This window comes from Orbus sasakiae (genome assembly GCF_039542345.1).
Taxonomy (GTDB): domain Bacteria; phylum Pseudomonadota; class Gammaproteobacteria; order Enterobacterales; family Orbaceae; genus Orbus; species Orbus sasakiae.
This window is the reverse complement of sequence record NZ_BAABHY010000001.1, coordinates 1,274,785-1,300,198: the sequence shown is the minus strand read 5'-3', so window position 1 is coordinate 1,300,198 and position 25,414 is coordinate 1,274,785. Positions and strand designations below refer to the sequence as shown.

The window sequence follows — 25,414 nt, the reverse complement described above, 5'->3', positions numbered from 1 at the left end:
GTTTAAATCGATTTTGACCGAGTAACCACGAGGATAAAATATGGCTAGACCAACGGATAAATTAAGTTTGCAACAGCTTTCAGAACAACAATTTCAAAAGTTACAAACCATGATAGCATCGCTCAGCGATCCTCAACAAGAAGGCACTTTTCCTTTTGATGATCGCGATAAAAATATCCGAGATGTTTTGATTCACTTATACGAATGGCATCAATTATTCATTCATTGGCTGACTCATAATTTAAACGGTAACCTCGTTGCATTCTTGCCTGAACCCTATAATTGGAAAACTTACCCGCAAATGAATATTGCGTTTTGGCAAAAACACCAAATGACACCTCTTGCACTCGCTAAATCTCAATTAATTGATAGCCATCATACGGTTATGCAATTAATTTTGCCGTTGGATGATAAACACCTGTTTACTAAAAAATATTATCCTTTCACTGGCACAACGCATTTAGCAAGCTATGTGATTTCAGCAACGAGCTCTCATTATGATTGGGCAAATAAAAAAATAACGAAATACATTAAATCATTATCAGCAAAATAAGGATGGGTTCACGCCTCAAGTTAGTTAGCATCATGACTTGAGGAGGGTGAGATAAAACCTCATTCTACTCGCGTTAATTGTGGCGAATTAAATATTGCAGCGGGTGAAATGACATTCTCATTGTAAGGAATTTTATTACCATATCGTTGTTTCAATTTTGTTTGAACCACTTTCGATGACAGGTCAAATTCTTTAAGTTTTTGTCGTTGTCCGATTTGAATGCCTAAAGCACGATCATAAATCTTCCAGACCAATTCAGAACAATAAATGGCATCATCATCCCAGCCAAATAAACTGTCATAAGGCTTATTAATAAATTGGCTAGCTGTTTGACGCAGTTGTGCTAATTGGCTATCAGTTAAGGTTGTATTGTTTAAGCGTTTAACCACATAGGTTTGATTGACACCACGGTTTATCCACGTTTGTAATGGCGTATACTTGACCGTAGAGGCTGCTTCGAGCACATATGGCTGACCGTTTTGCAAAAAAATAATGCCCATATGGCTATAGGGTGAATGTGTGGCTTGTTCAATCGCTTTACTTTGTGCAGATTGAGAAGAATGGAAGATGATATCACCATCCTTTGGTGTATACGCTGCAGCAAATAAGGTATAAAACGTTAATAATAATGCAATGAAGTATTTCATTTAAATTCCTTATCATCTTAAAAGGATAGCACAAATCATCTTTATTCATACCATGAGCTAGAGATGTGATATCTCGTTTATGTTAAGTTGTCACATACTGTTTGGATTTTGGGATCCATATTATCAAAAATAGCGTTCGCCCTAAACTAAATAAAATATAAGCTAGCCACAAACCATTATTGCCATAAAGAGGAACAAAAATGTACTGAGCAATAAACCATAATAGGAGGGCAAGAATCATCGAGTCACGGATCGAAGACGTATAACTAATACCTGAAAATACACCGTAATAGATAAGTCCACCAGCCACCACAATAGGGAAAACGATTAGCCACTGTTGGTAAGATAAGCATAATTCTATAATCACTGCTTGATTCGTTAGGAGCTGTATGATCGCTTTATCAAGGCTAATCCAAAGTAGGATTAACACGATTGGGCATATAAGACATGCTAGCAATGACCAACGTAACGTTTGGTTGTATAACGTCAGATCTTTGGCACCTTTTGCTTTACCACTAAATACGCTTGATGCGTTGGCGAATCCATCAAATAAATAAGCCATCAAATAATGAATTTGAAAGAGTACCGCATTGGTGGCTAATGTTTCAGTATTAAAACTCGAACCAATTGAAATAAAATGGTTGGTGACGATTAATAGACAGATTGTTCTGATCATTAAATTGGTATTTACTAAAATAACGCTTTTTAACGATTGCCAAGATAAGATTTGCCATAAATGTGTTTTTTGTGGGGCTTTAGGCAAATAACGATAAATAAACCAAATCCCTAATAGTGTACAAATAACTTGTGCATTAAGGGTTGCAAATGCTACGCCTTTAACATCCCAGCTAAATCCCCAAACAAAAATCACTGCCGTGATGATGTTAAGTAAGTTAATTAATACTTGTAAAAACAGCACTGCTTTAATTTTTGCCAAGCCCATTAACCAACCCACAAACACATAATTAATCAATACAAAAGGGGCTCCCCAGATTAAAATACTAAAGTAGCTTTTGGCATAATATTGCACGTCATGATTTGGTTTTATTAATTGCATTGCCGTTATAAAAATGGGTTTTTGTAAAATAATAAAGAGTAACCCTAACACCACGGCGATAAAAATAGGGCGAATCAATGAAGAGCGTAACAAAGTAGGATCATCAAGCGCTTGGGCTGCAAAGCCTGTGGTACTTACGCGTAAAAAACCAAATAACCAGTAAATCGTATTAAATATGACAGCACCGACTGCGATCCCTGCGATAAAAGCAGGATTAGGTAAATGACCAACTAATGCAGTATCCACAATACCTAACAAGGGGGTGGTGATGGTTGAAATGATAAATGGAAAAACTAAGGCTAAATAATGTTTAAAGTGATAGGATTTTGTTGTATTTAAAGTCGCATTTGTCATTGTTTAAAAACCTAAGACTGATTGAAGGAGTTGTTGTGAATAGGGGTGTTTTACCTGACCTAACTGACTCATTGGATTCACTTCTTCGATGATTTTCCCTTGATAAAAAAAGGCAACACGATGACATAAATACGTGACAGTCGTTAAATCATGAGTAATAAAAATGGTTGTTAAGCCTAATTGATGATGTAGCTTAGCAAGTAATTCAAGTATTTGGGTTTGTACCGAAATATCTAATGAACTCACCGCTTCATCAAAGAGAATAAATTTAGGTCGACAAGCAATGGCTCGGGCAATACACACCCGTTGCAGTTGTCCGCCACTCATTTGATGAGAATAACGGCAGAAGAATGAATGATCCAAACCAACTTGTAACAGCAATTCTTCAATACGTTTATTGCGATCACTTTGTGACAATGACTCATGAATATCCAGGGGTTCACCAATAATTTGCGCCACCGTAAAATAAGGATTGACTGATGCGGTATAATCTTGGAATACCGCGCTGATGTGTTTACGAATCATTGATGATTTGTTGTGACGCTGATGAATATTGATGTTATCAAATAAAATTGTTCCGCTATCGGGTTTTTCAAGGCCTAATATCAATTTACCCAGCGTACTTTTTCCACTACCACTTTCGCCTACAATGCCTAAACATTCACCGGCATAAAGATTCAACGAGACATCATTAATAATGCTATTTCGTTTGCGGCCAAACAATTGTTGATTCGGTTGTAAAAAAGATTTTTTAACATGCTGTAAAGTTAATAGTGGCTGCATATTATGACTTCTCATGTCTTGATGTAAAATTGAGTGTTGTATTAAATTTATCTAAAATTTGTTGTCTCGTTTCAATCAAATAACGGGTATATGCACATTGAGGCGAATTAAATATTGCATTTTTATTACCTTGTTCAACAATCTTACCGTGTTGCATCACAACAATATGATCGGCAATATGGTGGATAACACCTAAATCATGAGAAATAAAAATGAGTGCAGTACTTGATTGTTGTTTGATTTTTTCAAATGCACTCAGAATATGAAACTGCGTAATCGAATCGAGAGCTGTTGTGGGCTCATCGGCGATAATCAGTGCCGGTTTGAGCATTAAGGCAATACCAATCATAATCCGCTGTAACATACCTCCACTAAGCTGATGGGGATATTTATTAAAAAGTGTTTTTGGATGATCAAGTCCCATCTCGTCCATCATCACCAATGTGTGTTCCGTTGCTAATTGTTTGTTGATGGATTGATGTGCTTGCAACGTTTCAATAACCTGAGTGCCAATTCGGTAAAGTGGATCGAAAGCATTCATTGGATGCTGTAAAATCATTGCAATTTGTTTACCACGTATTTGACGTATTGTTTTATCGGTTAATGAGAGTAAATCTTGAGTTACATTGTGATTTGATTGTTCACGTATATCGTTAAATAAAATTTTACCGCTGGCTTTGAAATGTGGTTCTAATAAGCCCATAATGGCTTTGCAAGTCAGACTTTTACCGCTACCACTTTCACCCACAATGCCTAAACATTGATTATGTTTTAAATAAAACGATATATCGTTTAACAGCGCTTTACCGTTATCGAGAGCGACCGTTAAGTGCTGTACATCAAGTAATCGCACATTCATGTCATTTGCTCTTTAGGATCTAAAATGTCACGTAAGGCATCACCTAGCATATTGAAGGCAGCGACAATCATTAAAATAGCAAGTCCGGGGTAGATCATCTGCATTGGGTGCTGGCTCATAACATTTTTTGCTTCACTTAGCATGACGCCCCATTCGGCAGTAGGCGGTTGAATGCCTAAACCAATAAAAGAGAGCGCCGAAATATTTAATATCACCCAACCCGTGTCTAAGGTTGCTAAGACAATAATTTCGGATAAGACATTGGGTAATAGATGGCGACGAATAATAAAGGTATTTGGTGCACCAATCGTGCGAGAATATAAAATATAATTTTTACGACTATACTTTATCACTGAACTGCGGATCATTCGTGTATACCATGCCCATTTAACAACAATATTGGCAATAATAATGTTCTCAATACCCACACCAAGTACACCAACAATTGCTAAAATCATGACCTGACTTGGGAAAGAGAGCATCACATCACAGATACGCATAATCACTTCATCAATTTTCCCGCGTTTGTAACCCGAAACCAGACCAATAAAACTCCCAATCAATATTGTGACGAACATTGTAAATAGTGAAAGAAAAAGTGTCGTTCGAATACCATAAAGTAAGCGAGAAAAAATATCACGGCCTAAGTGATCGCAACCAAGCCAGTGCTCAGCAGACATTGATGCATATTTACGAACTAAACGTACTTTATTTGGATCACATGGCGCGATATAGGGCGCTAATAGGCCTAATAGTATAAAGGTGATAATGACGATTAAGCAAAACAGTGCAATTTTATTTTTAACGAGTTTATTCAGCCTATTCATGAGATACCGCCATTTTCACGTAGCCGCGGATCGAGGTGTTGATGAATCACGTCGACAATAAAATTACACATGACGAATAAAATAGCCATGATCAATATATAGGCTTGAATCACCGGGTAATCACGATTCATAATCGCAAAAATACATAAACGTCCTAACCCAGGCCATGAAAAAATATATTCAATCACAAAAGAGCCCGCAATCAGTTGTGGAATTGTCATACCAAGCGCTGTAATGGTTGTATGTAATGAATTAACTAAGACGTGCTTAATGATAATCGTCCGTTTTTTAAGGCCACGACTACGTGCATAAAAAACCGCATAAGTCTGCATATTTTCAAGCATGTTATTACGGATAAAGCGTATATAGGTCGCGATATAAACAAACGACAATGCAATGGTCGGTAGGATTAAATCCTGCCACGTACCATAACCACTCGTTGGTAAGAGGTCAAGATAATTTGCAAAAAACCAAACGAGCAATAAACTCAGCCAATAACTTGGCATTGCGGTTCCTAAAAAGACAATAATACGCACGAGATAATCAAACAATGAATTCGCAAAGATTGCACATAGTACGCCCAGTATTAAGCTGATGACGAGTATAAATAGAAAGGCGCTGAGCGCTAAAACTAAAGTAGGGCCAAGACTACGCATAATCTCATCCCAAACGTATCGGTCTCGGTGAATAAATGATTTGCCAAAATCGAGTTGAAAAGCATTGTACAACCAAGTGAAATAACGACGTATAAAAGGTTGGTCTAGTCCAAGTTCTTGACGCATACTCTCAATGGCTTCAGGTGTTGGAATAATTTCATTAACGCGCAGCGCGACTTCAGCAGGATCTGACGGGGCTAAATTAATCAAAATAAAGGCAATAAATGAGATACCGAGTAAAATCGGTATCATCATCAGTAAGCGCTTAATAATATAGTTAAGCATGACTTAGTTAGTCAAAATACATTTTTTCAAATGGGATATCAAATTGCGACGGTGCAAATTCAATCCCTTTTAATGATTTTATTGCAATCGCGCGATTACGTTCGTAAGTCAGTGGAATATACACCGCTTGGTTATGTAACGTTTCAAGTACATAACGATAAAGCGCTTGCCGTTCGTTTTCATCGGTTGAAATTAAGGCTTTAGTGATACTTGCATCGATTTTCGCTTTTTCAGATAAGCCTTGTTGTGCTAAATAGTCACCGTATACTGGTAACTTCATCCCTGATAAAAAGGATTGTGGATCATAGGGCATACCCCATGAAATATCGAATACCATATCAAAATCACCTGCTTTTTGTCGATCTCGATAGCCTTGCTCTTCTTCACCATGAATATTGAGCTTTAATCCAACTTGAGCAAACTCATCTTGCATATACTGTGCAATCGTTTTTTGTGAGGCGGTATTGCTGTCATAATAAAGCGTAATTTCAAACGGTTTGCCTGCTTTTTGACGATAAGCTTGACCTTTTACGGTTAACCAACCCGCTTTATCCAGCAGACTTTCCGCTGCTTTAAAATCATAGTGATAAGGTTTTAAACCGATATTAGCATAGGGGATGTTACTTGCCATTAGTGTGTCAGCAGGCGCTTCACTACCATTAAAAATACCCATAGAAATATCATCTTTACTGATAATATGTTCGATTGCTTGGCGTACATTAACATCATTGAGCATTGGGCGGGTTGTATTCATTAAAACAATCCGGCTAGATACCGGTTTTGACATCAATGTTTGGTATTTTTTGAGTTGTGAAAAACGTTCAAACGAGTCCGCATCAACCATGTTTTTACCATAGATCAACTCAATTTCGCCTTTTTCAAGTGCCATTAAACGACTTTGATTGTCGGCAATCACTTTCATGGTAATTGTTGTCAATTGTGGTTTAGGTCCCCAATAATTCGGATTAGCATTAAAAACAGCATATTGATCTTTTTTGTGATCACCTAAAATGTATGGACCAGTGCCAATATACGATTTAACCCCATTTTTCGTTTCACCATCTATCATCGCATTCGGTGAAATGAAACGCATTGGTCTGGTTACGGCAATTTCAATTAAAAAAGGATAGTAGGGTTCAGCAAGATCAACTTGCAACGTATAATCATCAACGACTTTAATATCCGTAATTAAACGCACCATTTCAAGCCATGTATGGCGAACTTTATTAGATAATACAGCATCCCAATTGAGTTTAGCACTGTGCGCATCGAATTTAGCGCCATCACTAAATTGTACATCTTGACGTAAATGGAACGTATAGGTTTTACCATCGTTTGTGATTTGCCAACTTTCTGCAAGCCATGGCGAAAAGCTACCATCTTCATTATAGCGAACTAAGGACTCATACAGCATATTTTGTGCCCACATTTCACCAGAATAAAGGTGTGGGTTAAGGTCTCGGATGTCGCGAAAATTGGCAAATGTAACGTCATTTTTAGCCATACTGTGGCCAGTAAGTAATATTAAACTAAAGAAAACCACAAGTCGTTTAAGATTAACAAGTAGGAAATTCATGTATTATCCAATAGGTTATCTAAATAGGGGTGCTAATGCTATCATGAATACAAATGATAATGAATATTATTATCAATATTTATGCCGCTGTCTGCAAAAAATGAACGTGAGATCAACATATCATCATGCAAACCGATAGCATACAAAACGTATCGGTTTGCGGACGTTTACATTAATTAAATAAACAAAAATCACTGGCTTGACTAGCCTTTTTTAAATGATCAATCGCTTTAATAATATTATCGTGCCATGAATCATCTTTCGCCCACATTTCGATGACCAATGGTGCGCAGTAATGCATTTTTTTTAACGTTGCAAATATTGCGTTAAAATCGACTTGACCTTGACCGATGACTAAATCACGAAATTGCCCTTGATAACCGTCTTTAACACGATAGGTATCTTTAAGATGGATTTGTACTATATGATGTTGACTAAGGTTAAGTTCAGTGCAGGTATCATAGTTCCAACCATTAATATTACCAACATCAGGATACGCCATAAAAAAGGGCGAGGGCACCGATCTTTTAAGAATTTCAAATTTGCTTAGTGAATTTAAATAGGGGGTGTCCATGATTTCTACTGCGAGCATAATCCCGACTCTTTCGGCTTGCTGAGCACACCATTGCATTCCCGCTATGAATCGTTGATGAGTTTGCAAATTAGCTTGCTCATAATAGACATCATAACCGGCTAATTGAATAACTCTAATGCCAAGTTTTTCGGCTAAAACGAGTGCTTTAAGCATGATGTCTTTTGCACGTTGGCGAACAGTAGGATCATTTGATCCAAACGGAGATTTACGGTGAGCACTTAGGCACATTGAATGTAACGAAATCTGATGTGTTTCACACAATCGCCGTAGTGAATAAATGTCATGATCTGACCAATCTAATCGAGCTTGCCGCTCATCTGATTCATCAATTGAGATTTCAATAAAGTCAAAACCAAGTGATTTTGCGGAGCGTAGCTTGTCTTGCCATGAATAATCGTTAGGTAATGCTTTTTCGTATATCCCAATGAGTGGCGTATTTTTCATTTCGAACATAGGCTTATTCCAAATAGTAGCATGTTTATCAATGGCATTAACGTATTAATGCCATCATGGCATGACGTAATTACCAAAATTGACTAATTTGCGTATTTAACGCTGCCGCAATCTGTTTACCTTGTTCTCCAGCTAGTGCTCGGCCCGCGATAAAGGTTTTGGTTTTTATGCCAGCAAATAAGTGGATATCCTCAGGGACAATGCCGCCTGTAATAGACAATTCAAAACCCAAATCAGATAATTGCTGCATTTTTTCTAAATCGAGCTTAGTCCAGCCGATACCCGCTAATTCAGCATCACGAGAACGATGATAAATCGCTTGTTTAATACCCAATTCGTACCATGACTTCGCATCATCAAACGTCCAATTACCATACAATTCAATTTGAATTTCGCCAGCGAATTGATCAGCGACTTTTTTACAGGCGGCAATCGTTGCAATGTGTGCAGCTGCTGATACCGTGAGCCAATTAGTGCCAGCGTCAAATGCCATTTTTGCTAAAATAGCGCCACCATCCGTGATTTTCATATCACAGACAATGATATGATTGGGATGATTTTGCTTTAATTGTTTAACGGCATTAACTCCCTCAGCAAAAGCAAGAATGGTGCCAACTTCAATAATATCGACATAACTTTCTACACGATGAGCAATATTCAGTGCACTTGCAAGGTCGGTTTGATCAAGGGCAATTTGTAGCATGGGTTTAGTCATTGAATACTCCTTTTATTTTTGACCATAGTAAGCATTAGCACCGTGTTTACGAAAATAGTGCTTGTCAGACAAGGTTTGTTGAATTTTGATTGATTGATTTAGTTGCCGAGTTTGTAACGCCATCATTGCAATTTCCTCTAATACAACGGCATTATGAACGGCATCGAAGGCGTCTTTTCCCCAACAAAATGGTCCATGCCCGGCGACAATCATGCCCGGCATGGCATTGGGATCAATTTGCCTGTGTTTAAACTCATCAATGATCATTAAGCCAGTATTTTTTTCGTATTCAGTTTGAATTTCTTGATCCGTTAAACGGCGCGAACACGGTATATCACCATAAAAATAATCAGCATGAGTCGTGCCCAAAGCGGGGATATCCATTTCGGCTTGAGCCCAAATTGTCGCGTAACGGGAATGGGTATGGACAATACTGCCAATGCTGTTAAAGGCTTTATATAATTCAATATGGGTGGCGGTATCACTTGAGGGATTAAGTTTTCCTTCAAGAACCTTACCATTTAAATCAATGATGACAATGTCATCGGTTTTCATCTGGTCATATTCGACACCTGAGGGTTTAATTGCAATCACTTGACGCCTGCGATCGATTTGCGAAACATTACCCCAAGTAAAGGTCACTAAACCATGTTGGGGCAGCAATAAATTGGCCGCTAATACGGTTTCTTTGAGTGCAGTGTACATCGTTAGCCCTCCATTAAAACATGATCAATTGCGTTATAAACATCGTGTTTTGTTTGACACAGGCGTAAACGATCGAGATTTATTCCATCTTCATGACTTTGATCATCAAGTATCTGCATCACTTCCATTAAACCCGCAATGTGCTCGTCAGAGGTGCTACCTGCTAAAGTAATTAAGATATCGACAGGTTCACTTTCACCATCAAAAAATACGGGGTTTTGCAATGTCACTAATGCAAATGCGGTTCGATTAACGCCATCTTCTGGCCTTGCATGCGGCATCGCAAAATGTGGCGCGATAATGATGTAAGGCCCCATTGTTTTTACGCAATGAATGATTGCGTCATAATAAGCAGGAGATATGGCCTGTGTTTTAACTAACATATCCGTCCCCAATTTGATTGCCTCTTGCCAATTATTTGCATTGGCTTGTAATAAAATTGAATCGTTTTCCATTAATGATTGCTTAAAAGCCATAGGATGTTCCTTTTATTATCAGCTGAAATTAACGCGTTATAACCTGATTAATTAACATGATTAACTCATCGCCAAAAGTGTGTGGATTTAACATATTTTGAACACCCAAGGCATGCTGACCTTCACCCACTTCGATTTCATGTATTAGGTGTTTTGAGGCAACAATAATATCGACATTAGCTAAACGTGATTTATAGTCAGTCACTGCACAGGAGTCCATCACGTTATTGATGCCTTTTTGATCAAGATAATTCGCAATTTTCATTTTCATGATCATTGATGAACCCTGACCACTGCCGCAGACAGCTAAAATACGAACGGGTTTGCCTTCTTCAATCGCCACCTGTTCCATTTTGGCAACAACGTGTGGATTAATATCTTGATTTACATCATTGCTATCGTGTCCATGATTTGCAGAATGCTCATCTTGCCTTAACTGCTTCGCTGCAAAAAACATATAAATACACGCTAAAGCAATCAGTAAATAGATACACAAATGAGATAAGGATAAGCCTTGTAAGATGGGTGGGAATAAAATTGCCCAGTCAGCCATTCCCATCCACGCATCAATTGGCGTGCCATTTTGACTGAAAATATTAATAACCCATGCCGAACCAAGTACTTCAATAATCCCCATCACAAAACAGATTTTCATGACCGCTTTCCAACCACCGTAATGATTAGCAAATACACCGATTGTGGCATTAGAAAAGAACATCGGAATGAATCCAGGAATAATCATAATCGGGGATTTAAAGAGGAGTAATAAGGCGATTGCCACAAATTGGCCGAGTGCCCCCCAGATAAATCCAAACACCATCGCATTGGGTGAAAAAGCATAAATGGCCGCACAATCGATAGCCAAGACTGCATTAGGAATTAACTTTTCAGAAATCCCTTTAAACGCTTCAGAGAGTTCAGCAACAAACATTCTTACTCCGCCAACAATGACCTGAATGGCGACGGCAAATTTGAGACCTGTTTCAAAAATATAGATTGTCCAATGTGTATTTCCAGCCATACTTTGTAAATTATCTAACCCAAATGATAATAAAATAATGCCAAAGAAAAACGTCATCACAATGGTTGTTGCAGCAATACTGTCGTGGAATATGTGTAACCATTTTGGTAGTTTTAGATGATCAACCGAATCATTTTTATCGCCAAGTTTAGGCGCAACTTTAACGGCAATCCATGATGCAAATTGTTGCTGGTGGCCAATCGAAAAACCGGCTCCCCCTGTCACAGCCTCTGTGGGTTTAAACATCATATTAGAGAATATTCCCCAATATAAGGCAGTGATAATGGCTGAGTAAATGATGGTTTCCCACATGCTGTAACCAAATAAGAAATAAAATAATGCAATTAAACCGACCTGTTGAAACATGATATGACCGGTTAGCATTATGGTTCGGATGCCCGTAATTCGTCTAAAAATCACCAGAACAATATTGATTGCTAATGCCAATAATACGGCATAACCTACCCAAGAATAATATTCGCCCATGCCATTTTCAACGGCAACCATAGATGCGTAGGTATCGATAATTGAACCTGTTATTCCGTGATATTCAGACAGTTTGGCTATGATGGGTTTAAAGGTCGAGACTAAAACACCCGCCCCAACTTGCAACAACATAAAACCGACGATCGTCTTAATTGTGCCTTTTAGTATGGTTGTGATATCTTTACGTAGTAGGCAATAACCTAAAAACGTCACAAGCCCAAGTAACAGTGGGGCCTTGGTCATGACTTGACTATAAAAAATATAAAAAACGTTATAAATTACTTCCATATGTACCTCTCATTGGTCATGGTTATAATTACAGCTCCATATTGAATTAATTACTTTCCTCATATCCCATTTATTCATCTCGTTTTAACTTATGCTTGGTGATGTAATATTGCGATCACGGGCTCATATTACATAATCAAAATAAATCACTTAATGATTATTTATGATTTTTTTGATTGCGATCACTATTCATTAAATTTAACAGAGATAACTGTGATAAATGTCTCAATTTTTTGTTTTAATCCATTCTAATTTTGCTTTTTTTGTATTTTAATTGTTATTAATTAGAGTATTGAAAATTGCTATTTTTTGATTAAACAAAAATAAATTGACATAAATCACAATGAAAATTAATATCAAAAATAATCTTTTTATGATTTTTTATGATTAATTTTTAAAGGTGGCTACCATGAATGAAATAACACGACATAATGAAATCGTTGCTTTGGTTAACCAAAAGGGCATGGTGAAAGTGGCTGAACTTGTCGAATATTTTATGATTTCACCAGCAACAGCTCGGCGTGATATAACAAAACTTGATAACGAAGGACGAATTAAAAAAGTCCGTAATGGTGTAATGAAAATCGAGGAGAAAAAACCAATTTGGGCGCCACTTGATTTAGGTAATACTGACAATTACCACGAGAAAGCGCGCATTGCGATTAGGGCTGCTAAACTCTGTAATGAAGGCGATAATATTGTGATTAACTGTGGTTCAACGGCCTTTTTATTAGGTAGAGAACTGTGCGGTAAACATGTTTCAATTATTACTAACTATTTCCCGCTTGCGTGCTACTTAATTGATAATGACCATGAAAACGTCATTATTATGGGCGGACAATATAATAAAACTCAAAATCTTATTCTTAATCCCATCGCAGATATTGCAAATAGCTATGCGGGTAAATGGATGTTTACCAGTGGGAAAAAACTCACTTCAACTGGGCTTTATAAAACGGAAATTTTAACTGCTGTTGCAGAGCAACAGATTTTAACCAAAGCCGAAAAGTTGGTTGTGGTCGTCGATAGTTCAAAAGTCGATACAAAAGTCGATTCCGGCATGCTTTTTTGTCCTGTAAATAAAATTGATATTTTGATTACAGGTAAACAAGCCAATAAAGAGGTCATAGACAGTATTAAACAGCAGGGCGTAGACGTTATTTTAGTCTAATTTTTATTCAATTAAGAAGGATATAACATGAGCAAAATAAATGAAATTACCCGTGAATCTTGGATACTTAATACGTTTCCTGAATGGGGAACATGGCTTAATGAAGAAATTGAACATACCAAAGTCGCACCCAACACCTTTACCATGTGGTGGCTTGCATGTACCGGAATTTGGTTAAAATCAGAAGGGAATACCAATATTTGTGTCGATTTTTGGTGTGGAACGGGTAAACGAACTCATGCTAATCCTTTAATGAACAAACAACATCAAATGATGCGGATGGGCGGTGTACGTGAATTGCAACCAAATTTAAGAACCAGTCCATTTGTATTAGATCCTTTTGCGATTAAAGAGATTGATGCTGTCATGGCAACCCATGACCATGCGGATCATATTGATATCAATGTGGCCTCTGCTGTCATTAAAAATTGTGCACCAAGTGTCAAATTTATCGGTCCTAAAGCATGTGTTGAATTATGGCAAAGTTGGGGCGTCCCCGCTGAACGCTGTATTATTGCTAAAGTGGGGGATACGATTAATGTCGGCGATATTAGCATTAAAGTGTTAGACTCATTTGATCGCACATCATTAGTGACCTTACCAAAAGGGGTATCTTCGACAGATAAAGCAATTTTAGATGGAATGGACGATCGCGCGGTAAACTATCTGTTTGAGACCAGTGGCGGTTCACTATATCACTCTGGTGACTCTCATTATTCAAACTACTATGCTAAACATGGCAATGATTATAAGATTGATGTTGCATTGCTTTCCTATGGTGAGAATCCTCGCGGTGTGACAGATAAAATGACCTCATCAGATATTTTACGAGCAGCTGAATCACTTAATACTGATGTTGTTATTCCTTTCCACCATGATATTTGGGCAAACTTCCAAAGCGATCCACGTGAAATTGAAATTTTATGGCAAATGAAAAAAGATCGTTTAGCGTATGGGTTTAGACCATTCTTTTGGCAAGTGGGTGGTAAATATACTTACCCAACAGATAAACATAAAATGCATTATCAACATTATCGTGGTTTTAGGGATATTTTTGTTGATGAACCTGAATTACCTTATCGTTCATTCCTATAAATGAATTATTAAATACCACTCGCAGTGTGAATATGTTAGCTAACATATTCACACTGCGAGCCTTTCATAAAATAACAATTCGCCGTTCAAACCTGATTTTAATGTGACCTCTTTAGGCAGGAATCAGTAAAATTAAGGTAATTCTATCGACTCCATTTGACTTTAGTAATGGGCTCTGCTATTTGTAAGATAACATTTCTTGAAAAAATAGAAGGGACTATGTCAAACAAAAATATCCGCGATAAATTAGTCATGAAACCCGTTACGCTTGAACATTTAGACCAATTTGATGAGCTTTTACGTTATGTGTTTCAAGTAACCAGTCGAGATATTGAAAAATCAGGTTATGAAGAAGACGGTGAGCTATTAAGGGATAAGCGTCCTGTCATTCAAAATACGGATGTCATTGGTTGGTTTAATAAAGATAAATTAGTGTCACAGCTGTGTATTTACCCATGCCAAGTTAATATTCATAACAAAATCTTTGAAATGGCAGGATTAACTGGCGTTGGGACTTATCCTGAGTATGCTAACTTAGGATTAATGAATGACTTGATTAAGCAAGCCTTAACCAAAATGCGTGATAATCAACAATGGATTTCTTATCTGTATCCCTATTCCGTCCCATTTTATCGTAAAAAAGGCTGGGAATTATTTAGTGAACGCGTCACATTCGATATTCGTGATTTTCAACTGCCGCACTATGACAATCAGCCAGGGTTTGTTGAACGACTTGATATTGATGAAGACGATGTTATTGATGTCTATAATCGTTTTTCTTACACCAATCATGGTGCATTGATTCGTAGCAAATTATCATGGAGTGAATACTGGCGTTGGGAAAATGAAAATGAACGTACCGCAGCGGTTTACTATGATGAAAATAGTCATGCGATGGGTGTCATGTTTTATTGGATTATCAATGATGTGTTTTATGTTAAGGACATGTTCTATCTAAGCCAAGAAGCACGTAAAGGCTTGTGGAACTTTATTTACGCTCACTATTCCATGGTAGATAAAGTTAAAGGACGAATATACCGTCATGATCCGATTGCTTTCCAGTTAATTGATAGCAAAATTGCTGAAACTATTGAGCCCTATTATATGGCGCGTATTGTCGATGTGGCTGAATTTTTAAAAGCGTATCCGTTTGCAACCTTACCTAAAGAGCCATTTCATTTCGTAATTAACGATCCCGTTGCTGAATGGAATAATGGCATTTTTAGTCTTTATGTTGATCACAATAATCAATTGTGTGTCGATAATCAAGCTCGTGGACAAAGCATTACACTGTCTATTCAAACATTATCATCAATGCTAATGAATTTTAGGCGACCGAGCTATTTTTATGAATATGAACGCTTAAAAACAGATAAAGTCATGATTGAAGTATTAGATGATATGATTCCAGCCAAACAACCGTATTTTTCGGATTATTTTTAATGTTATCAGTTAATAGCATGACTGTTTGATAAGCGTGGATAGGGTAATCAATAGAAAAGCTAACTCAATAAAGTGGGGCAGAAATCGCATGCCTTATCTAAGTGTAAAACGGGGGATGTAAGATCATATGTTTGACATTATAGGTGATATTCATGGACAAGCAAAAAAATTACAACAATTATTAATAAAACTAGGCTACCAAAAATCGGATCAAGGCTTTCATCACCCTGACTTTAAAGTGATTTTTGTTGGTGATTTTATTGATAGAGGTCCTTATCAACTTGAGACATTGCAAATCGTCAAAGAGATGGTTGATAATGGTAACGCTTATGCTGTAATGGGGAACCATGAATTTAATGCAATTGGTTGGATGACAGAAAATCAACAAAAGCCCGATACCTTTTTACGTCAACATAATCATGTTCATCACAAACAGCATAAGGTGTTTTTATCGCAAGTGGGTGACAGCAGCCCGCTTCATCAGCAATGGTTAAGCTGGTTTAAATCGTTACCCCTTTTTTTAGATTTAAGCGCTATTCGTGTGATACATGCTTGTTGGGATAATCAGGTGATAGATAAAATTATGCCCTATCTTGATCACCGTCATTGCCTCAAAGAGAGTGCTATTCAAGCTGCTTTTACGCCAAAAACAGCGCTATTTGATTATTGTGAAGTGTTATTAAAAGGCAAAGAAATTACCTTACCACAAGGGGTATATTATCAAGACAAAGAGGGGACAACACGCCATAAATCGAGAATTAAATGGTGGTTAAATCAAGCCGATACATTAAATCAATTGTGCCTGATTCCTGATGATGAGCAAATTGATGCATTACAACGTAAAGTAGACTTTCCATTAGACAGTTATCAAGATTGTAAACCGGTTTTTTTTGGTCATTACTGGTTAACTGGTACGCCTATTATCCAAACACCTTATATTGCCTGTGTGGATTATTCAGCCGCATTGGCATCAGGTAAACTTGTTGCTTACCGTTGGCAAGGTGAGTTGCAATTGGTTAACCAACATTTCATTTATTAATTTATTTTAAAAATAGTTTAATCATTATTTAATTTTTACGCGTAATGCTATTTACGTTAATAATTGTTTTTTATTTCATTGAGTTAGTTTATTACTTTGTATGATAACCCTACTGAAATTATTGTCTAAGCAATAACGATTGCGTATACTCGATAAACATAGTTACTGATGTTATCTCTTTGTGGGCGATAAACGCCTGACATCAATAAGGTAAATAAATAATTAATAAGAGGTCATATGAAAGAAATTCGTAGTATTTTGGTTGCCAACCGCAGTGAAATTGCGATTCGAATTTTTCGTGCTGCTTATGAACTAGGAATTCGCACTGTTGGTATTTTTTCAATTGAAGACCGCTTAGCGTTACACCGCTTAAAAGCCGACGAATCCTATTTAGTCGGTAAAGGGAAAAAACCTATCGAAGCTTATCTTGATATTGACGATATTATTCGTATTGCTAAAGAAGCCAATGTCGATGCTATCCATCCTGGATATGGTTTTTTATCTGAAAATCCTGATTTTGCAGATGCTTGTGCTAAAGCTGGGATTGCCTTCATCGGTCCTAACGGCGATGTCATGCGTAATTTAGGTAATAAAATTGCTGCACGGCATATGGCTGAAGTGGCGAATGTACCGGTCGTTCCTGCGACAGAAGCACTACCGCGTGACATTGAAGAAGTGAAAAAAATGGCCAATGCTATTGGCTACCCATTTATGCTAAAAGCAAGCTGGGGTGGTGGTGGACGCGGTATGCGTACGGTTGAAAATGAAACTGAACTTGAACCTGCTATTAACGTTGCAAGACGTGAAGCAAAAGCGGCTTTTGGCAATGACGAAGTGTTTCTTGAAAAGTTAATTCGCCGTGCACGTCATGTTGAAGTCCAAATATTAGCTGACCAACATGGTAACTTTGTTCACTTATTTGAACGTGATTGTACGGTGCAACGTCGTAATCAAAAAGTGGTTGAACGCGCTCCTGCGCCATACTTTAATGCAGAGCAGCGTGAAGAACTTTGCCAAGCTGCGTTGCGATTAGTTAAGACGGCCAACTATACTCATGCTGGTACCGTTGAATTTTTATATGATGTAGATTCAGGTAAATTCTATTTTATTGAAGTCAATCCTCGTATTCAAGTTGAACATACCGTAACCGAAGAAATCACGGGTATTGATATTGTTAAAGCTCAAATTCGTATCACTGAAGGTTATCAAATCGGTGATGAAAAAAGCTATGTTCCCAGTCAGCAAAATATTCATTTACAAGGTCATGCATTACAATGTCGTGTTACCACCGAAAATCCTGAAAATCACTTTACACCTGATTATGGTCGTATTTCAGTATACCGCAGTGCTTCGGGGAGTGGCATTCGATTAGACGCAGGAACCGCGTATACTGGCGCGGTCATTTCTCCGTATTATGATTCATTATTAGTTAAAGTAACGGCCCGTGGACGCAGCGTCGAAGAAGCGACGTCAACGATGACCCGAGCTTTACATGAGTTTAGAATTCGCGGTTTATCCAGTAATTTACTCTTTCTACAAAATGTTATTACTCATCCGTGTTTTAATCAGGGCAACTATACAACGCGCTTTATCGATACGACACCTGAATTGTTTGTGTTTGATAAACCTCAAGATCGGGCAACCAAATTGCTTGAATTTTTTGGTGAGGTTGCTGTAAATGGTAACCCAGAGATGAAAGGGCGTGAGATACCAAAATTACCTTTAAGCATACCAACCCTACCTGATTGTAAACTTAATACAGCCATTCCGGAAGGTTCTCGTGACCGCTTGCAAAAGCTTGGTGTGCAAGGTTTTATTGAGTGGATGAAAAGTACACCGCAGACGTTAATTACGGATACATCAATGCGTGATGCGCATCAATCATTATTTGCAACCCGCATGCGTAGTTATGATATGCTTGCTATCGCGCCTTACTACGCGCGTATGTTACCCGAACTCTTTTCATTGGAGTGTTGGGGGGGAGCAACATTTGATACGGCGATGCGCTTTTTAAAAGAAGATCCTTGGGAACGTTTGATTCAGTTACGCAAAGCCGTACCGAATATTTTGTTACAAATGTTACTGCGTTCATCAAATGCAGTCGGCTATACAAACTATGCTGATAATGTGGTGAGGTTCTTTGTTAAGCAAGCTGCTGAAAATGGTATCGACTTATTCCGTGTATTTGATTCATTAAACTGGGTTGATAACATGCGCGTTGCCATTGATGCGGTGCTTGATTCAGGTAAATTATGTGAAGGGGCAATTTGTTATACAGGCGATATTTTTGATCCAAAACGTGCCAAATATAGCCTAAACTATTATGTTAAACTGGCTAAACAGCTAGAAAAATCAGGTGTACATATTTTAGGTATTAAAGATATGTCGGGTGTTTGTCGCCCTGAAGCCGCAAAAACATTAGTCAAAGCACTCAAAGAAGAAGTGGGGATGCCAATTCATTTCCACACACATGATACAAGTGGTATTTCAGCCGCATCGGTTCTCGCTGCACTTGATGCTGGCTGTGATGCGGTAGATGGTGCGATGGATGCATTAAGTGGAATGACATCTCAACCAAACTTAGGATCGATTGTCGCTGCACTTGAGCATACATCACGTGATACTGGTTTAAACCGTGAGTCATTATTACAAATTTCAAATTATTGGGAAGGCGTTCGCGCATTATATAAACCATTTGATGTAAATATTGCAGGAACATCCGATGTTTATAATCACGAAATGCCGGGTGGTCAATATACCAACTTGCGAGAACAAGCTCGAGCAATGGGGCTTGCTGAACGCTGGCCTGAAGTATCAAAAGCCTACCGAGATGTTAACACTTTATTTGGTGATATTGTAAAAGTTACGCCAACGTCAAAAGTGGTTGGAGATTTAGCCATTTATATGGTGGTCAATAATCTGACGATCGAGGATGTGGCAAATCCTGATTATGAAATTGATTTTCCTGCTTCAGTGGTATCAATGATGAAAGGTGAGCTTGGTTTTCCACCTGATGGTTTCCCTGCGGCTATTCAAGCACGTATTTTAAAAGGTGAACAGCCTATTAAAGGTCGGGTCGGTGCGTTTTTACCCGCAGTTGATCTTGAACAGACCCGAGCAGAATTGGCTAAATTATTGAATAAAGACATTGCGACAGTTGATGATAAAGAACTCGCTGCTTATCTTATGTATCCAAAAGTGTATTTAGACTATCAAGGCTACGTTGAAAAATATAGCGATGTATCGAAGATACCGACAGCTAATTTCTTTTATGGCTTGCAAAACCAAGAAGAAGTCAACATTGAGATTGAAAAAGGCAAAGTGATTGTGATAAGTCGTACCGGCCGTGCTGAAAATGACGACAGTGGTTTAGCGAAAGTCTTTTTTGAAATGAATGGTCAACCGAGAACCATTGATGTGCCTGAAGCGGGTAAAGAGCAAAAAGCCAATTCAACACGCAAAGCTGAAGTTGGTAATCCTTATCATGTTGCGGCCCCTATGCCTGGCATGATTGCTTTACTGTCGGTGAAAGCGGGTCAAAAAGTGAAAAAAGGTGAAGCCTTATTATCGATTGAAGCGATGAAAATGGAAACAACCATTACTGCTGAGTGTGATGGGGTCGTAAAACAGGTTTATATAAAACCAGGTAGCGTTATTGAAACTCATGATCTCTTGATTGAATTAGCATAACCCTTACTTCTACACATATTAATGCCGATCAATGATCGGCATTTTTTTTGACAGTCATAAATAATGTATTTATTTGTACATCATTAGTACTTATTCATCACTTCTTTCGTCATACCTATTTTTATCTCGATTAAAATCAGCTAATTAAGAAAATGATATTTACGATATCTCCGTGAAGTGAGTTAATCATTTATAGATAATCATTATTTATGTGCTTAAAACCATAAAACCACATATACTATAATTTATTGTTCATGAACATAAATTAATCCATAAAATTAATAACAATAAAACAATAAAACAATAAAACAATAAAACAATAAAACAATAAAACAATATAAAAAGGAAATGACACATGACAACTATCATTATTATCTTAGTGATTATGGCTATCGTTTGGTTTAAATTTGGTCGCACTATCTTACTTTTAATTAATGTTTTCCGACATAAAGCATTTAGTTGTAATCCAAATAAAACAGCTAATTTATCCTATGAACGACAACTCGCGTTATCCGCTGCGTTGATTATTGCCGAGCAAAATATGTTTTATACTGATACGCTCGAAACAACCAAAGTAGGTGCAATCAAAGCCGAACAAAAACAACGTTTACGTAGTGCATGGGGAATTTATTCAACTGACAGTGCATTAGCAAGGCTTAAAACATTTGGTCTAATCCATCAAGAATATAATGCCGCTATCCAAACCTTTTTAGCGGTGGATAAATCACAATGGCAAAGTTATATCGAACTACACTTTCCAGAGATGGATCAAAATGATATTTATAATTACACCGATTCACTTCAAGCCGTGTCTGCAACACTCATTGAGTATAAAATCGCAGCGGATTCTAATGAAGTGCAGGATATTTTTAAACGCGGAGCTCTAGCTTGGGATTTAGGACGCTTAGTCTATATTGCTAGGGCAAGTTATACATGTGGTTATATTACCGCTGAGCAGGCTTGGCAAAGTATTGATAGTATCATGCCGCAGTTGAGTATGGCTTTTACTAGCTGGAATGCATTTGGACAGAGTTATATGTTAGGTCGTTCAATTTGGAGCCATGATGATGGGGCAATTTCGGGTTTATTTGATATTTATTTTCAAGCAATCAGTGATCCTAAAAGTCCTTGGTTAAAATACCCATTACCACATTAATTTATCTTTATGCCAAATGAATGTCGATCTACGATCGGCATTTTTTATTAATCTATTCAATGATTCAATAGATTGCAGTGATCAATAAGATCTTATGAATAGTTATTGGTTATTAAAAATGTGAATATTGATCGTTATTACCAGTTATATACTTTTGATTTTGGCTGTTATACTTTCGTTTATTTTTAAAAAAAATTTATCAAAATTAGTCATAATTAACTTATAGCCAATGACATTATTGTAGGTTTAAGTTTTTTATCATGATTTTTGATCATAAACGAGTGTTAAAAATGTTACTTTTAGCCGTGCGGACTTCGTGGTTATCGTTTTTTTTATTATGTGTATTTTATTCGAATCTTGGTTATTGTGCACTAACGGTGTCGACCAGTCAGACGATAAAAGGGACAGTACCTCGTTTTTCCACCCAAATTGAAACCGATATACAAAATGGTGCAGAGCTTGGTTTATTTGGCATTATTTACGATGGCAGCAAATATTTTTCAAGTGATGAGTTTTCGAATAAAATTAATTCAGTCTATACTGCTGGGAATGTGTCGCCGGCTACAATTTTAGCAGATTTAGACATCGCTTTTCTTCCATTAATTAGTGGGGATAATGTTGTTGATGATGATGGTGACAGTGGGTTTAGCTTATCTGGTGCTGGCATTAACTGGTATTATGCGGATAGTGCCACTGAATATGAGTTAAGCTCAGATCAACAATTAGTAACCTTTTGTGAATTATCTGCACAGGGGATTACACCTTATCTGAAAATTACTGGACCCATTTCACTATCGACAGAATATGGTGATCCAGCAATACAGGCTTATCCAAATCAAACAATAACCGTTATCCCTTACCGTAATTTTGCACTTAATTTTACGCCAAGCATCTGTTTTGCTTCACCTAATTTGCAATATGGTACTGCGCAAAATGACCCGAATAATGGCATATGGAATAGTGCATATGGGTATGCTAATCAATCAGTAAGTGCTAATAATTTTCCGACTACTGGTGCAAATCAATTATATTTTTATTTGATTATCAATGGATTAAATGCAAATGATTTGAACTGGCAAGTCACCTCTAATGGTAATGTTTCAGCGACAATAGATCATTCTAAAGCATCGGATGTTTATGGTTTTGTTAATTTTTATAATAGCAGTATGGTACGAGTGACATTAAATGGCCCCGATGTTTTGCTTAGTGATAAAAATACACAAACGATACCGAGCGTAAAGCCAGATGTATTTAGTGGCAGTCAAAGTGCGCCTGTTAAAATTACGATTATTGCAACCGATGAATCTGTTACTCCTAATGTGAGTATCAGTTATACCTTTGAATTAAAAAGATGGTTTATTTTTAGAGGTAATAAAAGTCAATATAACACGGCATCATCAAATGATAATTCCCCTTTAGTTGGGGTAGGTAATGGCGTAGCAACCGATACAGATGGTAAATATGGTGATGTATGGTGCAGCAATTTAAATGCAAACCATTATACCGTGCCATCAATTTCTGATTTAACCAATACGTCAGGTTACGGATGGGTGGGGACCTCATCGAGTTCGGTATATCAACGCGTCGTTGGAGATGGTTTTTTTGCTGAATGGAGTTATATGAGTGATTATGATTCAGCCCTTTTCCCAAATCAGCCCGTTTGGGTAAGAGAAGTTTACCAAACAACGCGTCGCTATATTGTTTTCAGTAATAACGGAATGGTTGGGTGGACAAGCATGAATAACAACATGGCGACAATTTGTGTCAATCAGGAGTAACGTATATTTGAAACTGAAGCAGCAAAGTCTATCTAATTCTTATACGATTAATGATGTACTAAGTGCTAAGTTTAAATATTTATGATCGATTTTATCTGTATCTATAGCATATTAATGCCGATCTATGCGCACATTTTTGTGCATAAGCTAAATAATTTAATAACTTAGATCGATCAATAAATGCATATAAATAGATATTAACTATTAAAAGTATGAATATTGATCGTTATTAACAGTTATATACTTTTCATGTAGGCTGATATAATCCTGCTCACCTTAGAATAATTTTATCAAAATCTTTACAATTAAATAATAATATATTTGATAATTCGATTTTTTGTCGTGATTTTGAGCCATTAGCCAGTGAGTATCAAAATGCTATTTTTCACTTCTCAACCGCTGTTATTATCGTCTTTATTTCCAACAAAAAAAATTTTATTTTTACAATTAACTCTAATTGTGTTTGCCAGTTTTAGCTATCATCCCTATGCCATGACAGCACTTACTGCAATGACTGCTAAAACAATACAAGGTTCAAAGCCAATATTGAATAGTGATAATGCGGGTGATGTCATGTTATCCCTAGATTATAAAACAAAAAATATCACGGATACTTCAGTTTTTGCTTCATTAAGTGATAAATTTAGTGATTACTTAGCGAAAGGCTCAATGGATTCAGCCAGTCAATTTTATGCTGATAATGATGGTGATATTGCTGCTACACAACCGATTACCTTCGTCAATGATAGTCTCAAAATAACCTGGAAAAAAGTTGATGGGACAACGGTTACAACAACCTCGACCACAACACTATCCGACGCCGGTTTAGCGATTGGTGACACCGTGCAGGCAATCATTAGCGCAGTAGTAAATATTACGTCTGCTTATGGAGATCCTTTTGTTAACCAAGCAACAATACAAAAAACAGTCAATCTAGTTATTCCTAATCAATTATCTGGTATAAAAACCTTATCGCAGTCGCCACCGGTAACCTTCGATACTGATAGTGGCTTTCCCACTGTCGGGTTTTATAATGCGAAATTCGATCTGGTAATGCAAGATACAGCAAGTGCAACAAATTATACTTGGTCGAGTAGTCATAGCTCGATAGCCGCAATTGATTCATCCTCTGGGCGTGTTACGTTAGTTAATCGAGGGGATGGAACGGATGTCACACTGACTGCAACGGGTAAAACGGGGACGCCATTTGCTAATCATAAACTTACTTATACAATAAAAACACCCATAAAATGGTTTGTGAATAGCACAAGTCCATCATCAGGAACTTGGGGAAGTAGTGTTTCGGCTGTGTGCAATAATTTAACGTCGACATCTGGAGAACCCAATGCTTCTTTCTCAAAGGGAACATATAGTTATTCTAGTGCTAGCTATTTGACTTCAGCACAGTACTCTAACCTAAATAATGTTGCAGGGACAAGAAAGATAGGATCATTATTTGGTGAGTGGGGTAATCTCATTCAATATACAAATGCGGGTTGGAATAATGGTTGGTATTATGCAAAAGAGTTTCAAGGGTCTTACCCACAAGTGTTTAATTCTACTACTGGGGCACTAACTCGGGACACGGGATTAGCAAATAGATTTATTGTGTGCATACGTAATGAGTCTTGATTGAATCTTTATTTTTATTTAGCTATCCATTTTTCAAAATACCTTGATAAAAAAGAACCCCGAATTAATCGGGG

At 37.3% G+C, this 25,414-nt stretch carries 21 protein-coding genes; 9 read left to right on the top strand and 12 right to left on the bottom strand.

Translation table 11 applies throughout. The features are described from left to right. The first annotated feature begins 40 nt into the window (after positions 1-40). Complete coding sequence (locus ABEA36_RS05645) at positions 41-553, top strand: ClbS/DfsB family four-helix bundle protein (protein ID WP_345489694.1); 513 nt, start codon at positions 41-43, stop codon at positions 551-553. Positions 554-612: 59 nt separating this feature from the next. On the opposite strand, the gene ABEA36_RS05640 is transcribed toward ABEA36_RS05645, so the two are convergent. From ABEA36_RS05640 to ABEA36_RS05585, 12 genes are all read right to left on the bottom strand, one after another. Further along, entirely contained in the window at positions 613-1,200 is a 588-nt protein-coding gene (locus tag ABEA36_RS05640) for a YiiX family permuted papain-like enzyme (RefSeq protein ID WP_345489692.1), read from the bottom strand. Positions 1,201-1,282: 82 nt separating this feature from the next. Beyond that, on the bottom strand, positions 1,283-2,611 hold the full coding sequence (locus ABEA36_RS05635; RefSeq protein ID WP_345489690.1) for an MATE family efflux transporter: 1,329 nt from the start codon (positions 2,609-2,611) through the stop codon (positions 1,283-1,285). A 3-nt stretch (positions 2,612-2,614) separates the two neighbouring features. Further along, the gene (locus ABEA36_RS05630) at positions 2,615-3,394 is read right to left on the bottom strand and encodes an ABC transporter ATP-binding protein (protein ID WP_345489688.1); all 780 of its coding nucleotides are present in this window, start codon (positions 3,392-3,394) and stop codon (positions 2,615-2,617) included. A gap of 1 nt (position 3,395) precedes the next feature. Further along, entirely contained in the window at positions 3,396-4,253 is an 858-nt protein-coding gene (locus ABEA36_RS05625) for an ABC transporter ATP-binding protein (protein WP_345489685.1), read from the bottom strand. Further along, on the bottom strand, positions 4,250-5,080 hold the full coding sequence (gene opp1C, locus ABEA36_RS05620) for a nickel/cobalt ABC transporter permease (protein ID WP_345489683.1): 831 nt from the start codon (positions 5,078-5,080) through the stop codon (positions 4,250-4,252). The genes ABEA36_RS05625 and opp1C overlap by 4 nt, the downstream gene beginning before the upstream one ends. After that, positions 5,077-6,021 carry a nickel/cobalt ABC transporter permease gene (gene opp1B / locus ABEA36_RS05615; RefSeq protein WP_345489681.1) on the bottom strand — a complete coding sequence of 315 codons (945 nt, stop codon included), beginning with the start codon at positions 6,019-6,021 and terminating at the stop codon, positions 5,077-5,079. Before opp1B ends, opp1C begins: the two co-directional genes overlap by 4 nt. 7 nt (positions 6,022-6,028) lie before the next feature. Beyond that, positions 6,029-7,597, bottom strand: coding sequence for a nickel ABC transporter substrate-binding protein (nikA, locus tag ABEA36_RS05610; protein WP_345489679.1), 1,569 nt, complete (start codon positions 7,595-7,597; stop codon positions 6,029-6,031). A 172-nt stretch (positions 7,598-7,769) separates the two neighbouring features. Beyond that, positions 7,770-8,645: an L-ribulose-5-phosphate 3-epimerase gene (locus tag ABEA36_RS05605; protein ID WP_345489677.1), complete on the bottom strand. Its 876-nt coding sequence runs from the start codon at positions 8,643-8,645 to the stop codon at positions 7,770-7,772. A gap of 70 nt (positions 8,646-8,715) precedes the next feature. Beyond that, a complete protein-coding gene (locus tag ABEA36_RS05600) occupies positions 8,716-9,360 on the bottom strand; it encodes a 3-keto-L-gulonate-6-phosphate decarboxylase UlaD (protein WP_345489675.1) in 645 nt (214 codons plus the stop codon). Positions 9,361-9,372: 12 nt separating this feature from the next. Then, a complete protein-coding gene (locus ABEA36_RS05595) occupies positions 9,373-10,065 on the bottom strand; it encodes an L-ribulose-5-phosphate 4-epimerase (protein WP_345489673.1) in 693 nt (230 codons plus the stop codon). A gap of 2 nt (positions 10,066-10,067) precedes the next feature. After that, a complete protein-coding gene (locus ABEA36_RS05590; RefSeq protein ID WP_345489671.1) occupies positions 10,068-10,541 on the bottom strand; it encodes a PTS sugar transporter subunit IIA in 474 nt (157 codons plus the stop codon). Positions 10,542-10,569: 28 nt separating this feature from the next. Next, positions 10,570-12,291, bottom strand: a complete 1,722-nt coding sequence (locus ABEA36_RS05585; RefSeq protein WP_425571895.1) for a PTS ascorbate-specific subunit IIBC — start codon at positions 12,289-12,291, stop codon at positions 10,570-10,572. 454 nt (positions 12,292-12,745) lie between these two features. Between ABEA36_RS05585 and ulaR the strand changes: the two genes are divergently transcribed. From ulaR to ABEA36_RS05545, 8 genes are all read left to right on the top strand, one after another. Next, a complete protein-coding gene (gene ulaR, locus ABEA36_RS05580; RefSeq protein ID WP_345489667.1) occupies positions 12,746-13,507 on the top strand; it encodes an HTH-type transcriptional regulator UlaR in 762 nt (253 codons plus the stop codon). 27 nt (positions 13,508-13,534) lie between these two features. Then, on the top strand, positions 13,535-14,602 hold the full coding sequence (gene ulaG, locus ABEA36_RS05575; RefSeq protein WP_345489666.1) for an L-ascorbate 6-phosphate lactonase: 1,068 nt from the start codon (positions 13,535-13,537) through the stop codon (positions 14,600-14,602). 219 nt (positions 14,603-14,821) lie between these two features. Continuing rightward, the gene (locus ABEA36_RS05570; RefSeq protein ID WP_345489665.1) at positions 14,822-16,045 is read left to right on the top strand and encodes a GNAT family N-acetyltransferase; all 1,224 of its coding nucleotides are present in this window, start codon (positions 14,822-14,824) and stop codon (positions 16,043-16,045) included. 127 nt (positions 16,046-16,172) lie between these two features. Then, entirely contained in the window at positions 16,173-17,084 is a 912-nt protein-coding gene (locus tag ABEA36_RS05565) for a metallophosphoesterase (RefSeq protein WP_345489664.1), read from the top strand. A 237-nt stretch (positions 17,085-17,321) separates the two neighbouring features. Further along, positions 17,322-20,774, top strand: coding sequence for a pyruvate carboxylase (locus ABEA36_RS05560; RefSeq protein WP_345489662.1), 3,453 nt, complete (start codon positions 17,322-17,324; stop codon positions 20,772-20,774). A 355-nt stretch (positions 20,775-21,129) separates the two neighbouring features. Then, positions 21,130-21,930 (top strand): DUF1266 domain-containing protein, encoded by an 801-nt coding sequence (locus tag ABEA36_RS05555; RefSeq protein ID WP_345489660.1) that lies wholly within the window; start codon positions 21,130-21,132, stop codon positions 21,928-21,930. 290 nt (positions 21,931-22,220) lie between these two features. Further along, positions 22,221-23,708 carry a hypothetical protein gene (locus ABEA36_RS05550; RefSeq protein ID WP_345489658.1) on the top strand — a complete coding sequence of 496 codons (1,488 nt, stop codon included), beginning with the start codon at positions 22,221-22,223 and terminating at the stop codon, positions 23,706-23,708. Positions 23,709-24,083: 375 nt separating this feature from the next. Then, a complete protein-coding gene (locus ABEA36_RS05545) occupies positions 24,084-25,340 on the top strand; it encodes a hypothetical protein (protein WP_345489656.1) in 1,257 nt (418 codons plus the stop codon). The last annotated feature ends 74 nt before the right edge of the window (positions 25,341-25,414 follow it).